This window comes from Spirillospora sp. CA-294931 (genome assembly GCF_050946795.1).
Classification (GTDB): domain Bacteria; phylum Actinomycetota; class Actinomycetes; order Streptosporangiales; family Streptosporangiaceae; genus Spirillospora.
Genome location: NZ_CP192006.1, coordinates 8,671,682 through 8,686,320, shown reverse-complemented (window position 1 = coordinate 8,686,320; position 14,639 = coordinate 8,671,682). Strand labels below are relative to the sequence as shown.

General features: G+C 70.3%; 9 protein-coding genes and 1 tRNA gene. 7 read left to right on the top strand and 3 right to left on the bottom strand.

Going from position 1 to position 14,639, the window contains the following annotated elements; translation table 11 throughout:
• Window positions 1-69: 69 nt before the first annotated feature.
• Window positions 70-249, bottom strand: a complete 180-nt coding sequence (locus ACQPY4_RS39605) for a hypothetical protein (RefSeq protein WP_433330153.1) — start codon at window positions 247-249, stop codon at window positions 70-72.
• On the opposite strand from ACQPY4_RS39605, the gene ACQPY4_RS39600 reads away from it, so the two are divergent.
• On the top strand, window positions 242-1,024 hold the full coding sequence (locus ACQPY4_RS39600) for a recombinase family protein (protein WP_433330151.1): 783 nt from the start codon (window positions 242-244) through the stop codon (window positions 1,022-1,024). The two genes, ACQPY4_RS39605 and ACQPY4_RS39600, sit on opposite strands and share 8 nt — an antisense overlap.
• A gap of 135 nt (window positions 1,025-1,159) precedes the next feature.
• Here ACQPY4_RS39600 and ACQPY4_RS39595 read toward each other — a convergent pair.
• Window positions 1,160-1,245 (bottom strand) — tRNA-Leu (locus tag ACQPY4_RS39595).
• Between the two features lie 123 nt (window positions 1,246-1,368).
• Here ACQPY4_RS39595 and ACQPY4_RS39590 point away from each other — a divergent pair.
• The 3 genes from ACQPY4_RS39590 to ACQPY4_RS39580 all read left to right on the top strand — a co-directional run bounded on the left by ACQPY4_RS39590 (window position 1,369) and on the right by ACQPY4_RS39580 (window position 6,355).
• Window positions 1,369-2,667: a M20/M25/M40 family metallo-hydrolase gene (locus ACQPY4_RS39590; RefSeq protein WP_433330150.1), complete on the top strand. Its 1,299-nt coding sequence runs from the start codon at window positions 1,369-1,371 to the stop codon at window positions 2,665-2,667.
• 88 nt (window positions 2,668-2,755) lie between these two features.
• Complete coding sequence (locus ACQPY4_RS39585) at window positions 2,756-3,418, top strand: hypothetical protein (protein ID WP_433330148.1); 663 nt, start codon at window positions 2,756-2,758, stop codon at window positions 3,416-3,418.
• 180 nt (window positions 3,419-3,598) lie between these two features.
• Window positions 3,599-6,355: a chaplin family protein gene (locus tag ACQPY4_RS39580; RefSeq protein WP_433330146.1), complete on the top strand. Its 2,757-nt coding sequence runs from the start codon at window positions 3,599-3,601 to the stop codon at window positions 6,353-6,355.
• 1,738 nt (window positions 6,356-8,093) lie between these two features.
• Here ACQPY4_RS39580 and ACQPY4_RS39575 read toward each other — a convergent pair.
• Window positions 8,094-8,279: a DUF5703 family protein gene (locus tag ACQPY4_RS39575; RefSeq protein ID WP_433330144.1), complete on the bottom strand. Its 186-nt coding sequence runs from the start codon at window positions 8,277-8,279 to the stop codon at window positions 8,094-8,096.
• 189 nt (window positions 8,280-8,468) lie between these two features.
• Between ACQPY4_RS39575 and topA the strand changes: the two genes are divergently transcribed.
• From topA to ACQPY4_RS39560, 3 genes are all read left to right on the top strand, one after another.
• Window positions 8,469-11,156 (top strand): type I DNA topoisomerase, encoded by a 2,688-nt coding sequence (gene topA / locus ACQPY4_RS39570; protein WP_433330142.1) that lies wholly within the window; start codon window positions 8,469-8,471, stop codon window positions 11,154-11,156.
• Window positions 11,157-11,270: 114 nt separating this feature from the next.
• Entirely contained in the window at window positions 11,271-13,412 is a 2,142-nt protein-coding gene (gene tmk, locus ACQPY4_RS39565; protein ID WP_433330140.1) for a dTMP kinase, read from the top strand.
• A 36-nt stretch (window positions 13,413-13,448) separates the two neighbouring features.
• Window positions 13,449-14,588: a DNA polymerase III subunit delta' gene (locus tag ACQPY4_RS39560; protein ID WP_433330138.1), complete on the top strand. Its 1,140-nt coding sequence runs from the start codon at window positions 13,449-13,451 to the stop codon at window positions 14,586-14,588.
• Window positions 14,589-14,639 lie beyond the last annotated feature (51 nt).

Genomic DNA, 14,639 nt, shown 5'->3' with positions numbered 1-14,639 from the left:
TGGCGTGGAGGGCGGCGCTGAGGGAGGCTGCGGCGGGTGAGAGAGGCTCGGGATCGTGATGCGGGGGTGTCATGGGCGGGGCTGGCTGGTGTGGAGGCGGGCGGTGCTGATGTAGCCGTCGGCGGGCATGTCGGCGGGGTCGGGGGCGTCGGGGTGAGTGCCAAGGAGGTGGTTGGTGATGCGGTCGGTGACCGACAGGATGGCCAGGCCGTCGCGGGCGCTGGCGTCGTTGCGGAGCTGGATGCGCAACGACCCGGAGACGGCACCGATCGTGCGGTGGATCTTCGCGCAGCGGCTGGCCGGGCACAGCCTCGCGCGCATCGCCCGCGCCCTCAACGACATGGAGATCGATTGCCCGTCGGCGGCCGATCCCCAGCGCAACGCCCACCGTTCGGGGCAGGCGTGGATGGTCACCACGGTGCGGTCGATCGTGTCCAACCCGCGCTACACCGGGCGACAGGTGTGGAACCGCCAGCCCACCGACCATGAGCTGCTCGATCCGTCCAACACCGGGCTCGGGCACCGCCAGGTGCAACGTTGGAACCTTCCCGACGGGTGGGTGATCTCTTCACGTCCCGCGCATCCGGCGCTGGTCAGCGAGGCCGACTTCATCGCCATCCAGGGCATGCGCGCTGCACGCGAGGGCTCCGCCCCGGAGCGCCGTTATCTGCTGGCCGGGCTGCTGCGCTGCGGCCTGTGCGGGCGGCGGCTGGAATCATGCTGGTCTAACGACCGCGCCGCCTACCGCTGTCGGCACGGCCACACCAGCGCCAACACGCCCAGCCTCGAACGTCCGAAGAACCTCTACATCCGCGAGGACCACATCCTCGCCCACCTGCTGGCGTTGTACGTTCTCCTGACCGGATCTGCCCACGGCCGCCGACCGTCCGCGCCGCTGGGCGCCGAGGATGTCATTGCCTACCTGCGTGCCCATGGGATCACGCTGACCTACGACCCTGAGACGCGTGCCCTGCGAACCGACACCCCGAAAGCGGTGAAGGTCATCATCGACCGCGCCCGCTGAAAGCGGTACTACTCACAGCGGAGAAACAGAAGGGAGGCAAGCCCGTCGGATAACAAATCACCCGACACCTGCCGGTAGCTGGGCGCGGGTGACGTTGGGTCATGCCCGAAAGTAGTCGGGCATGTACAAATAGTGTGTCCGAGGGGGGACTTGAACCCCCATGCCCCGTAAAGGGCACTAGCACCTCAAGCTAGCGCGTCTGCCTATTCCGCCACCCGGACGAGTGTGCATGGCCGCAGGGGCGCTGCGGCGGGCTTCACCATACCAAAGGTCCTGAGTCGCGCGCGAAGTCGATCGGGGGGCACGATGGGGGGTACCGGGTGTGTTGGTATGGGAGGAGTGCTGTGAGCGCTGAGGACGAGGTCGTTCGGCTGTGCCAGGAGCTGATCCGGATCGATACGAGCAACCCGGGGGATCATTCGGGGCCCGGGGAGCGGGTGGCGGCGGAGTATGTGGCGGAGAAGCTCGCCGAGGTGGGGGTCGAGTCTCAGCTGTTCGAGTCGCACCCGAAGCGGACGAGCCTGGTGGCGCGGATCGAGGGGGAGGACTCCAGCCGGGACGCGTTGTTGTTGCACGGGCACCTGGATGTGGTGCCGGCGCAGAAGGACGACTGGACGCGTGACCCGTTTGGCGGGGAGATCGCCGATGGGTGTGTGTGGGGGCGCGGGGCCGTCGACATGAAGGACATGGACGCCATGATCCTTGCGGTCGTCCGGGAGCGGATGCGGGAGGGGCGTAAGCCTCCCCGGGACGTGGTGCTTGCCTTCCTGGCCGATGAGGAGGCCGGGGGGAAGTGGGGGGCTCAGTGGCTCGTGGACGAGCATCCTGGGTTGTTCGAGGGGTGCACGGAGGCCGTGGGGGAGGTTGGTGGGTTCAGCCTTACGGTGCCGGGGGATCGGCGGCTGTATCTCATCGAGACGGCTGAGAAGGGCATCGGGTGGATGCAGTTGTCCGCCAAGGGGACGGCTGGGCACGGGTCGATGGTGCATCCGGACAACGCTGTGACTGCGTTGGCGGCGGCTGTCGCTCGTTTGGGCTCGCATGAGTTCCCTGTGCGGCTGACCAAGACCGTGCGGGCGTTCCTGGAGCGGGCCTGCCTGGCGTATGGGGTGGAGTTCGACCCGGACAACCCGGAGCGGTGCCTGGACGAGATCGGGCCGCTGGCGCGCATGATCGGGGCGACGCTCAAGAACACGCTCAATCCGACGCGGCTGGATGCCGGGTACAAGACGAATGTCATTCCGCAGACGGCGAGCGCTCAGGTGGACGGGCGTTTTCTCCCCGGGCACGAAGATGAGTTCTTCGCGACCGTGGACGAATTGCTCGGACCGGACGTCGGGCGAGAATTCATCCATCACGACCAGGCGATCGAGACCGATTACGAGGGTGCGCTGGTCGCGGCCATGGAAGCCGCGCTGACCTCGGAAGACCCGGGCGCGCTGCCGGTTCCGTACTGTCTGAGCGGTGGGACGGACGCCAAGGCGTTCGCGCGGCTGGGGATGCGCTGCTTCGGTTTCGCGCCGCTCAGACTTCCGCCGGAACTGGACTTTTCCGGAATGTTCCATGGTGTTGATGAACGGGTTCCGGTCGACGGTCTGCGCTTTGGCGTGCGGGTTCTCGACCAATTCCTTGATCGCTCCTGAATTTTCCTGTGGATAACCGTCGCATGCGCGGTCCGTGGTGCTACGGTCACCTTCCGTAGGAACTGGTTGGTGATTCCGAGGGGGCTTCGTGACGGTCGCGCGGGTGTGGACACGGACGGTCTCCGTCCTGTCGCGCCCTGTGGTCCGTCGCCTCCTGGTGATCGTGGGGCTCGCCGTCGGCGGGTGGTTGCTCGGTGGGCTGTCCGCCGCGCATGCCGACGAGCCCCGGCTGCCGTCCAACCCGGTGCTCGATCGCGCGGTCCGGGCCGCCACGACGGCCCCGATCGCGGGGAAGGGCCTGCCGCAGAAGCTCGTCAGGTCCGTCCCCGAAGAGAAGAAGGCGGAGACCCTCCCCGCTGCCGCGCCCTCGGTCGAGCCGACCGGGCGCGCGTCCGGCACGGCGAGAAAGGCCATGCGGGCGGACAAGGGTTCTCCCGCGCCCAGCCGGTCGGTGCATCGGGGGCGTAAGGCGACGGCGCGACGTATGGCCGTCGTCCCCAAACGGGCCACGGCGGAGCATCGTCCGGTCGTCCAGGACGAGCAGCCGCAGGCGCCCGAGCAGCCACGTCAGGTGCTGCTTCCGTCAACGGCCCAGGCGGGCGGGCTGATCGTGCCCATCCTCCTGGCCGGGGTCCCCGGCCGCCGATTCTGGACGGCCGGGCTTCAGCGGTCGGTCTTGACGGCCGATCCGGGCGCGGTCCCGCCGCTCGTCCGCACAGCAGCGGACGAGCCCTCCTTCGCCCCCGACTAGCGCACCGTCGCGGCTCCGGCCGTCGGCCCGTGCGGCTCGGGCCCGGCCGAACGGACGCATCCCTCCAGCGATGCGTCATCCCCCCGAGATCGGTGTGACCACGTCATGGAGGCGTTTCGGCGCGCCCAGATCTCGATCTGTCCACTGTCATTTCACGATTCATCCCCCGAACGGAGCATCATGCGAACGTGGGCCATAGGCACGGCACGTGCCGCGGTACTCACCGCGAGCTTTGTCGCTCTCGGTGCGACCACCCTCCCCACCGGCGCTTTCGCCGACACGACGAGCGGCGAGTCCGGCGTCCTCGGAGGCAACCAGCTCAACCTTCCGGTCTCGGTGCCGATCGACGCCAGCGGCAACGCGGCCGCCGCGGCCGGAGGCGCCGCCGCCGGGTCCAAGGGCGGCTCGTCGGTCAAGAACCGCGGCGGGAAGGGCCAGGAGACGTCCGGCAAGTCGGGTGTCGGCTCGGGTAACCAGGTGAACGCGCCGATCTCGGCGCCGATCAACGCCTGCGGCAATGCGATCGCCATCTTCGGCACGGCGGACGCGAGCTGCCGGGGCGGTGCGTCCGTCCACAACGGTGGAGGCGGCGGCCAGAAGACCTCGGGCAAGTCGGGTGTCGGCTCCGGTAACCAGGTGAACGCGCCGATCTCGGCGCCCGTCAACGCCTGCGGTAACGCGATCGCCATCTTCGGGACCGCCGAGGCGGGCTGCGCCGGCGGCGCGCACGTCATCAACGGTGGCAAGGGCGGTCAGAAGACCAGCGGCGAGAGCGGCGTGATCGCGGGCAACCAGGTGCACGCGCCGATCTCCGCCCCGATCAGCGTCTGCGGCAACTCCGCCGCCATCTTCGGCACCGCCGTCGCCAGCTGCGAGGGCGGCGCGAAGGTCAAGAACGGCGCCAAGGTCGATCACGGCGGCTACGGGTCGGGCGGGCAATCGACGTCCGGCAAATCCAGCGTCGGCGGTGGCAATCAGGTGAACGCGCCGGTCAGCGCCCCCGTCGATGTCTGCGGGAACGCCGTGGGCAACGCGATCGCGGGTTGCGACGGCAGTGCCTCGGTCCGCAACGGCGCGCACGGGTCGGGTGGCCAGAACACCGACGGGACGTCCAGCGTCCTCGGCGGGAACCAGGTGAACGCCCCGGTCAGCATCCCGGTGAGCGCCTGCGGCAACGCGGTCGCGGTGCTCGGCGAGGCGGGCGCCTTCTGCGAGGGCGGCGCGCACGTGCACGGCGGCTCGGGCGGCGGGCAGAGCACCTCGGGGACGTCCGGCGTGATCGCGGGCAACCAGGTCAACGCGCCGGTGAGCGTCCCGGTGAACGTCTGCGGAAACGCCGTCGCCGTCCTCGGTGCGGGTGCGGCCGCGTGTGACGGGTCCGCCGTCGTCAAGGGGACGCATGGATCGGGCTCGACGACGTCCGGCAACTCCAGTGTGGGCGGTGGCAACCAAGGCAACGCCCCCACGAAGGCTCCTATGGATGTGTGCGGGAACACCGTCGGTGTCGCCGGACACCCGGAACCGCAGTGCGATGACGGCCCCAGCTGGGGCGGCGTCATCCCCAGCACGTCCCGCGCCCAGGACGACGGCAAGCTGCTCCCGGGTAGCGCTCCGGCCGACGTGCCGACGCTGCCCTCGGTACCCAAGCTGTCCAAGGCCCTGCCGCTGAGCCCGACCTCGGCCCTCCCCGCCCTGCCCAGGCCCCCCGCCCTCCCGGCGGAGCCCAGGACGCCCGCTCTCCAGGCGGAGCGCACGGCCACCACCCTCCCCGCCCCGGCCAACGCGACCACCCTGCCTGGTCCGGTGGACGGGACGACTCTCCCCGGTCCCATCGGGGGAACGACTCTGCCCGGCTCGGCCGACGGGATGCCCCTGCCCGGCCCGGTCGGCGGCCACACGCTGCCCGACGCGATCAACGGCACCAAGTTGCCCGACACGAGCGATCTCACCGGAAAGCTGCCCGTCGGCTCGGCCAAGCGCGTTCCCGCGCCCACGCAGCTTCCGTTGCTGGGTTCGTTGCCGGTGGATCCGTCGACGCTTCCGGCGTCGTTGCCGCTGAACCCGGCCGCGCTTCCGCTGGACACCGCCGCGCTGCCGGTCGACACTGCCGCGCTGCCGGTCAACCCCGCGTCCCTGCCGGTGAACCCAGCGGCTCTGCCGGTCGGCTCGGGCCAGCGCACCGCCGCTTCCACGGGGCTTCCGCTAGTCGGGACGCTGCCGGTCGACGCATCGACGCTGCCGATCAACACGGCGGCTCTCCCGATCAACACCACCACGCTGCCCGTCGGCTCGGCCAAGCGCGTTCCCGCGCCCACGCAGCTTCCGTTGCTGGGTTCGTTGCCGGTGGATCCGCCGATGCTTCCGGCGTCGTTGCCGGTGAACCCGGCCGCGCTTCCGCTGGACACCGCCGCGCTGCCGGTCGACACCGCCGCGCTCCCGGTCAACCCCGCGTCCCTGCCCGTCAACCCGGAGGCTCTGCCGGTCGACACCAGCATGCTGCCTGTCAACCCGATGTCGGCGGCCACCACGGCGCTGCCCGCGGCAGCGGCGATGCCTCGGGCCCGAGCCGCTCGCGACACCATGCCCGTGGACGCGGGTCAACTCCCCACCGGCACCGTCGTGTCGCAGCTCTCGAACGCGACCTCGCAGCTCCCGAACGCCACGTCCCAGCTGCCCACCGGGTCCGCGGGCCTGCCGAGGCCGGACGGTGTCGCCCTGCCCTCGCTGTCCAAGCTGCCCGTCACCACGGACGTGAAGGTCCCCGAGACCCCCGCTGCCGCTGACATGGTCGGCGGGCACCGCCCGGTGGCGGCGTCCGAGCCGATCAACGCCGATGTCAAAATCGGCGCCCTGTGGGTCCTCGGCGCGGCCCTCGTCCTGACGGCCATGTCGGGCGTCCTGTCCCTGACCCGACGGATCCGTCTCGGACGCCGCTAGAAGGCGACGCACTATCGACGAGTCTGTGTAGCCGCGAGTACCGGCGTCGCCGACACCACGTCCAGTGGTACGAGGCGACGCCGGTAATCACGGCACGCTGCCCGGGCACCGCGCACCAACGGAGGATTCGTTGGTGCGCGACGCCATTCGTACGGCCACACGCCGACACAATCGCTGGACAACGGCGCGATAGCCCGGCGGCCGTCAAGGAGCTGCGGCATCCGTCTACATGGTCCATTGGGGGACCTGGAAATAGGCGGCGTCATCTGGGGGTGCTGTGGTGCCGCGCCCATGCTCGTAGGGCGGGATGGGGCGCTGGCGCTGGCGCTGGATGAATCACTGGGATGGGTGTCAGCGGTAGGCGGACGCGCACGGCGCGGACGTCCTGAGCTGGGGGAGCCGGTCCTGGCGTCTTGAGCGCTCACCGTCCATATTGGCGAGCTCCGCCAACCCACTCAGGCGGGACTGGGTGGGCTGCTCACGCGCAACTTCCGGTGTTGGCGGGCTGTGGCTCAACCTGACGACGGTCTGCCCCGCTCGTCCGCGCATCTCATGCAGGGCTGGGGTTGATTGCGTCCTGGTGTGTTTGCTTGCGAAGACGGAGGGCTCCGCGGCAGGGCCTTGGACAGCTGGGCACCAAAAGCAGTGTCCCGCGTCCGGAGTCCCGGTGACACTACGTCCCGGTGTCGCCATTTCCCGCGTCCTGTTTCCCCGCGCGTCCGCCATGTCTCGTGTCTCCGCGTCCGCCGCGCCCCATTGCGTCCTACGCCGCTACGCCGCTACGCCGCTACGCCGCTACGCCGCTACGCCGCTACGCCGCTACGCCGCTACGCCGCTACGCCGCTACGCCGCTACGCCGCTACGCCGCTACGCCGCTACGCCGCTACGCCGCTACGCCGCTACGCCGCTACGCCGCTACGCCGCTACGCCGCTACGCCGCTACGCCGCTACGCCGCTACGCCGCTACGCCGCTACGCCGCTACGCCGCTACGCCGTGTGTCCGGCGTCCCCGGCCTTGCTTTGTCTCGTGTCGCCGTGTCTCGGGTTTTCGCGTTGCGGTGGCGGAGGGGAGCGGTACCTGTGAGTGCTCTGGCGCTGTCCTGAGCGCGGGATGTCCTGGTTATGCCGCATTGAACGGGGGTCGTCATTCTGATCACGCTCGTGCCTAACCCGGCCGACTCTTTCTCGGCCAGCCCAGGATGGAGGCGACACCGCCTGATGGGTGGTGTGCAGAACAGGACTGAGCGAGGCGGCGGGATGGTCGGCTGAGGCCCCAGGGGCGTAGGTCAGCAGGCAGGCCCGTTGAGTGACCGGATTGGGGCAGGGAGTTGACGGCGGCGCAGGTCCAGCACGTTGTGGTGTGGTCCGTGTAGGCCATACGCAGCTTTCGCCGCTGCTGGGCGCGATGACGCTTGACCCGTGGACGGTGTCGCAGGGGTGGGTGGTGAGGGTGATTCTGGATGGGAGGCCGGGTTGGTTGGGGTGTGGGTTGGTGGGGATTGGGGTTGGTTGTGGGGAGTTGGGGTGGTGCAAGAAGTTTTTGTGGGCGATGAGGTCTATGGGTGATGGAGTGGTTGTTGGTGGAAGTGGGTTTTGGGGGTGGATTAAGGGGTGGGGGGAGAGATTATGATTACGGGACGTCATAAGATTCGTACGTAGTGCTACGCTCCGGGCAGGAGTGGTCAGATGCGTACGATTCTGGTGGTGTTGAGGGCGGTCAGAAGCCGCCTGGCAGGGCTCAGAAAGTGCGTACCTGGCGGATGATCTTCTTGCGGAGTTGGATTCGGCGGCTACCGTCGGGGTAGAGGCGCAACCGATCGAGTTCCCAGCCGCCGAGCTCGGCGTGCTCGGTCAGAACCTGCCGGGCGGTGTCACGGGTGGTGCCGCGAGGCAGTCGCAAGACGAGGTAGGTGTACTGCACCATCGCGGTCCATTATGGCCTGCCGGTGTACGCCGGGGGACCCCCTGGTGGCGGCCGAGGTCCGCGACCCCGTGGCGACGTGTCATCCTGTCGGAGGTTCACCGCGGCGGGAACTCGCGGGCATGGAAACGTCGTCATGCAACGTTGGTAGCTATCCCATGTAAGAGACCAGACAGCGAGGTTGGAGCGACTGTGCCAGCCAAGAACGGCACTGCGAAGCGTGGTGGTGAGGGCGGGGGAGCCGGAACCCGCCTGGTGATCGTCGAATCGCCTGCCAAGGCGAAGACGATCGCCGGATACCTGGGCGGCGGCTATGTCGTCGAGTCCAGTATCGGCCACATCCGGGACCTCCCCGGAAGCGCGTCGGAAGTGCCGGCCAAGTACAAGGGTGAGGCGTGGGCCAAGCTCGGCGTGAACGTCGACCATGGCTTCGAACCCCTTTACGTGGTCAACACCGACAAGAAGCAGCAGGTTCAGAAACTCAAGAAGCTCTTGGCCGAGGCCGACGAGCTCTATCTCGCGACGGACGAGGACCGGGAGGGCGAGGCGATCGCCTGGCACCTCCAGGAGGTGCTCAAGCCCAAGGTGCCCGTCCACCGGATGGTCTTCAACGAGATCACCAAGGACGCCATCAGGGCCGCCGCCGCCAATCCCCGAACGCTCAACCTGCGCCTGGTCGACGCCCAGGAGACCCGCCGCATCCTCGACCGGCTGTACGGCTACGAGGTCAGCCCGGTGCTGTGGAAGAAGGTCATGCCGAAGCTGTCGGCGGGCCGTGTGCAGTCCGTGGCGACCCGGCTGGTCGTCGAGCGTGAGCGCGAGCGCATCGCGTTCGTCCCGGCGCACTACTGGGACATCCAGGCGCAGTTCGGCACCGGCAAGGACGAGGAGCCGACGTCCTTCAAGGCCGGGCTCGTGTCCGTCGACGGCAAGCGTGTGGCGCAGGGCCGCGACTTCTCCTCCGACGGCACGCTGAAGACCCGCGACGTCCTTCACCTGGACGAAGAGGCCGCGCGCGCGCTGGCCGAGCGGCTGACCGACCGGCCCTACGAGGTCAAGTCGGTCGAGAGCAAGCCCTACTCGCGCAAGCCGTACCCGCCGTTCCGCACCACGACCTTGCAGCAGGAGGCCAGCCGCAAGCTGAGCTACTCGGCGAAGTACACGATGTCGGTCGCGCAGAAGCTGTACGAGAACGGCTTCATCACCTATATGCGAACCGACTCGATCACCTTGTCGGAGACGGCGATCACCGCGGCCCGGCGGCAGGCCGCGACGCTGTTCGGGGCCGAGTACGTCCCGGACAAGCCGCGCGTCTACACCTCCAAGGTCAAGAACGCGCAGGAGGCGCACGAGGCGATCCGTCCGGCGGGCGAGACGTTCCGGACGCCGGCCGAGACCGGGCTTTCGGGCGACCAGTTCCGGCTGTACGAGCTGATCTGGAAGCGGACGATCGCCAGCCAGATGAAGGACGCCGCGGGCCAGTCGGTCTCGATCCGCGTCACCGGCGTCTCGACGAGCAACGAGGTCGCCGAGTTCGGCGCCACGGGTAAGACGATCACCTTCCACGGCTTCCTGAAGGCGTACGTGGAAAGCGCCGACGACCCGTCGACCGACCGCGACGACCAGGAGCGGCGGCTGCCCAACCTCGACCAGGGCGACCCGCTGTCGGCGCAGTCGATCGCGGCCGAGGGGCACTCGACCCGCGCACCGGCCCGCTACACCGAGGCCAGCCTGGTCAAGGAGCTGGAAGAGCGCGAGATCGGACGCCCGTCCACCTACGCCTCGATCATCGGGACGATCCTCGACCGGGGCTATGTGTTCAAGAAGGGGACGGCGCTGGTCCCGTCGTTCCTGGCGTTCGCGGTGATCAACCTGCTGGAGCAGCACTTCGGCAACCTGGTCGACTACGACTTCACCGCCAACATGGAGGACGGTCTCGACGAGATCGCCCGTGGTGAGGCCGAGCGGGTGCGCTGGCTCCAGCGGTTCTACTTCGGCGCCAACGGCGAAGAGGGCCTGAAGGAGCTCACCCAGGACATCGGCGACATCGACGCCAAGGGCATCAGCTCGTTCCCGATCAAGGGCACCGACATCATGGTGCGGGTCGGACGGTACGGCCCGTACCTCGACCGCGACGGCGAGCGGGTCAACATCCCCGAGGACGTCGCGCCGGACGAGCTGACCGCCGAGAAGGCCGAGGAGCTGTTCGCGCAGCCCAGCGGCGACCGCGAGCTCGGCGTCGACCCGGCCACGGGCAACACGATCGTGGCCAAGTCGGGGCGCTTCGGCCCATACGTCACCGAGATCCTGCCCGAGGCCCCGGCCCCGGCGGAGGGCGAGAAGAAGAAGCGGACGAAGAAGGCCGACGCGGCCAAGCCGCGCACCGGCTCGCTCTTCAAGTCGATGTCGCTCGACACGATCACGCTCGACGACGCGCTCAAGTTGCTCTCGCTCCCGCGCAACCTGGGGGAGCTGGACGGCGAGCCGGTGACCGCCCAGAACGGCCGTTTCGGTCCCTACATCAAGCGGGGCACCGACAGCCGTTCGCTGACGTCCGAGGAAGACCTGTTCACGGTCACCCTCGAACAGGCCAAGGAGCTGCTCGCCCAGCCCAAGCAGCGGGGACGGGGCCGTGCCGCGGCCGCCGCGCCGCTGCGCGAGCTGGGCAACGATCCCGCCAGCGGCCAGCCGGTCGTGGTGAAGGAGGGCCGTTTCGGCCCATACGTCACCGACGGCGAGACCAACGCCAGCCTGCGCAAGGGCGACGAGGTGGAGTCGATCACGATCCAGCGCGCCGCCGAACTGCTGGCCGAGCGGCGTGAGAAGGTGGCCGCAGGCGGCGGCAAGAAGAAGCCGACCCGGCGCCGCACGTCCGCCTGACCTCACGGAACGGCCGGCTCCCGGACGCCCCGGAGCCGGCCGTCACGTCGATGAACCGCCTGGGGACGGCAAAGTCCGACCCCTAAGGACAACGACGCCGATACCCTGACCGACATGACCAGAACGGGCGACAATCGGCCGCCGCACGCCGCCACCACGCCGTCACGCGCCGCGACCGCGCCGTCGGCGAGCGGATCCGTCCGGCCGTTCCGGCGGCTGTGGATCGCGCTCTGGCTGTCCAGTCTCGGCCACTGGCTGAGCGTCGCGGCGCTGACCGCCATGGCGGGGGTGCTGACCAGCGGCGACGATGTCGCCTCCCGGGCCCAGGCCGTCGGCGCCGTCCTGGTCCTGATGATCCTTCCGGTGGTGCTGCTCGCACCGCTGGCCGGGCCGATCGCGTCCGGCCTCGACCGGCGGCTGACGATGACGGTGGCCGACAGCCTGCGGTTCGCGCTGATCCTCTCCGTCCCGCTGGTGGACGCGCTGCCCTGGACGCTCGCCGCCGCGTTCGTCGTCTCGTGCGTGACCGTCCTGTGGATCCCGGTGATCGGCTCATCGGTCCCCGCCCTGGCCGCCGCCGCCCACGGTGACAGCCACGGCGACGTCCGTCCCGGCGACGCGCGCGCTGCCGCCCACGGCGACGGGGACGATGACGACCAGGCCGATGTCGCGCGGCGTTCCGCGCGCCGGGCCGCCTACGGGTCGGCGCCGGTGGCCGCGGCCCTGTTCGCCGTCCTCGGACTCTTCGCCGACGATCTCCTCGGCCAGGACGATCGCGCCGACCTGGCCCTGTACGTCACCGCGGTGGTGTTCCTCGCGGCCGCCGCGGCGGTGTCCGCGCTGCGCGAGCTGCCCACCACCGGTCCGGTGTCCGTCCCGGCACCGCTCAAGCTGATCGCGCAGGGGCTGCGTCCCGCCGACGCGCGCGGCCTGACCGTCGCGGTGGTCGTCGCGTCCCTGACGGCGAGCGCGGTCGTGTCCGTCGCCCAGGTTCATGCGCGCGCGCTTGGCGGCGGTGACGCGGGCTATGGCTCGGTCCTGCTCGGCTTGAGCGTGGGTCTGGCGTTCGGCGTCTTCCTCGGTCCGCGGGTTCTCGTGCCGCTCAGCCGGCGCAGGCTGCTGGGCCTCGCGGTCATCGCGGCGGCGCTGGTCCTCATCGTCGTCGCGCTCGTCCAGAACCTCGTGGTGGCGGCGTTCGCGGCCGGTTTCCTGGGCGTGGCCGCGGGCGCCGCCTGGTCGAACGGCTCGGCGCTGACCGGCCTGGGCGAGCGCGCGTTCGCCTACCTGCGCTCGGTCGCGCTGGTCACCGCGCTGATCGTCTGCGCGGCCGTCCCGGCGGTGGCGGCCCTGCTCGGCGACCGGACGCTGAGCTTCGGCGACGCCGACTACGACCTGCGCAGCACCAACGCCGCCCTGCTGATCGCCGCCGTCCTGGCGCTGGTCCCCGGCGCGGTGGCCTTCCGCTGGCTGGACGACCGGCGCGGCATCCCCCTCGTCCTGGACGTGGCCGCGGCCGTCCGGGGCGAGACCTACACGCCGCGCGAGCAGGCCGCCGAGCCCGCCGCGGCTCCCGTCGTCCGCGAGCGCGGCGTCTTCATCGCCTTCGAAGGCGGCGAGGGCGCGGGCAAGACGACGCAGGCGCGCCTGGCCGCGATCTGGCTGCGCGACCACGGCTACGACGTCGTCTCCACCCAGGAGCCCGGCGCCACCAAGATCGGCATGCGGCTGCGCGCCATGCTGCTCGACCGCGACACCACGGGCCTGACGTCCCGCGCCGAGACCCTTCTGTACGCCGCCGACCGCGCCGACCATGTCGGCAACGTGATCCGTCCCGCCATGGAACGCGGCGCCATCGTCGTCAGCGACCGCTACGTCGACTCGTCCCTGGCCTACCAGGGCTTTGGCCGCGAGCAGTCCGTCAGCGAGATCGCGAAGCTCAACGAGTGGGCCACGGGCGGTCTCGTCCCCGATCTGACCGTCCTGCTCGAGGTGCGGCCGGAGACCGGGCTCGGACGCCTCCCGTCCCCGGCCGACCGCATCGAGTCCGAGCCCGAGGAGTTCCACGAGCGCGTCCGGCAGGGTTTCCGCGCGCTGGCCGAGGCCGAGCCCGAGCGCTACCTCGTCCTGGACGCCGGACGTCCCCCGGCCGAGATCACCCGCGAGATCCAGTACCGCATCCGCGAGATCCTCCCCGACCCCATCCCGGCCGGAACCGAGGACGTGACCAGCACCTTCCCGGCCATCACCGACGCCTGAGCCCCCGGCGGCCGGACGAGGCAATAGCCTTGGGGGATGAGCGTTTGGGATGACCTGGTGGGGCAGGGGCCGGTCGTCGAGCAGTTGCGCTCGGCCGTCGAAGGGGACGGCGGAATGGCGCACGCGTGGCTCTTCACGGGGCCGCCCGGGTCGGGACGGTCCACCGCCGCGCGGGCCTTCGCCGCCGCCCTCCAGTGCACCGACGCCCCCCGGGGGTGCGGTCACTGCGCCGCCTGCCACCAGGTACTCCAAGGGACACACGCCGACCTCGACGTCGTCCGTCCGGCCGGGCTGTCATACGGGGTGAAGGAGACGCGCGAGCTGGTGCTGCGGGCGTCGTCCTCGCCGAGCGTGGGGCGCTGGCAGATCGTCCTGTTCGAGGACGCGGACCGGGCCACCGAGGCCGCGGCCAACGCGCTGCTCAAGGCGATCGAGGAGCCGCCGCCGCGGACGGTCTGGCTCATGTGCACGCCCTCGCCCGAAGACATGCTGATCACCATCCGCTCCCGCTGCCGGCTGGTGACCCTGCGGACCCCGCCCGTCTCGGCCATCGCCGAGGTGCTCGTCCAGCGGGACGGGGTCGACCCCGAGACCGCCGCCACGTCGGCCCGGGCCGCGCAGGGACACATCGGACGCGCCCGGCGGCTGGCCACCGACGCGGAGGCGCGCGCGCACCGCGTCGAGGTGCTGGCCGTCCCGCGCCGCCTGACCTCCGTGGGGCCCGCCATGACGGCCGCCGAGGCGCTGGTGAAGGCGGCCGAGGCCGAGGCCAAGGCCGAGACCGAGGAGCTGAACGAGTCGGAGACCGGCGCGCTGCGCCAGGCGCTCGGCGAGAGCGCGAAGGGCCGCATGCCGCGCGGGACGGCCGGAGCGCTCAAAGACCTCGAAGACCGGCAGAAGTCCCGCGCCACCCGCACCAAGCGCGACTCGCTCGACCGCACGCTGCTCGACCTGGCCTCCTATTACCGGGACGTCCTCACCCTCCAACTGGGCGCGGGCACCGAACTGATCAACGTCGACCTCGCACCCGAACTGCGCACCGCCGCGTCCCAGGGCCCACCGGAGGCCACCATCCGCCGACTGGACGCGATCATGGCCTGCCGCGAGCGGCTCGAGGCCAACGTCAACCCGCTGCTGGCCGTCGAGGCCCTGACCCTGACCCTCCGCACCGGCTGATCCGCCGATGAATTCGGCCGCCCCGCCGAGTCGATACCCCCAACGCCGGAA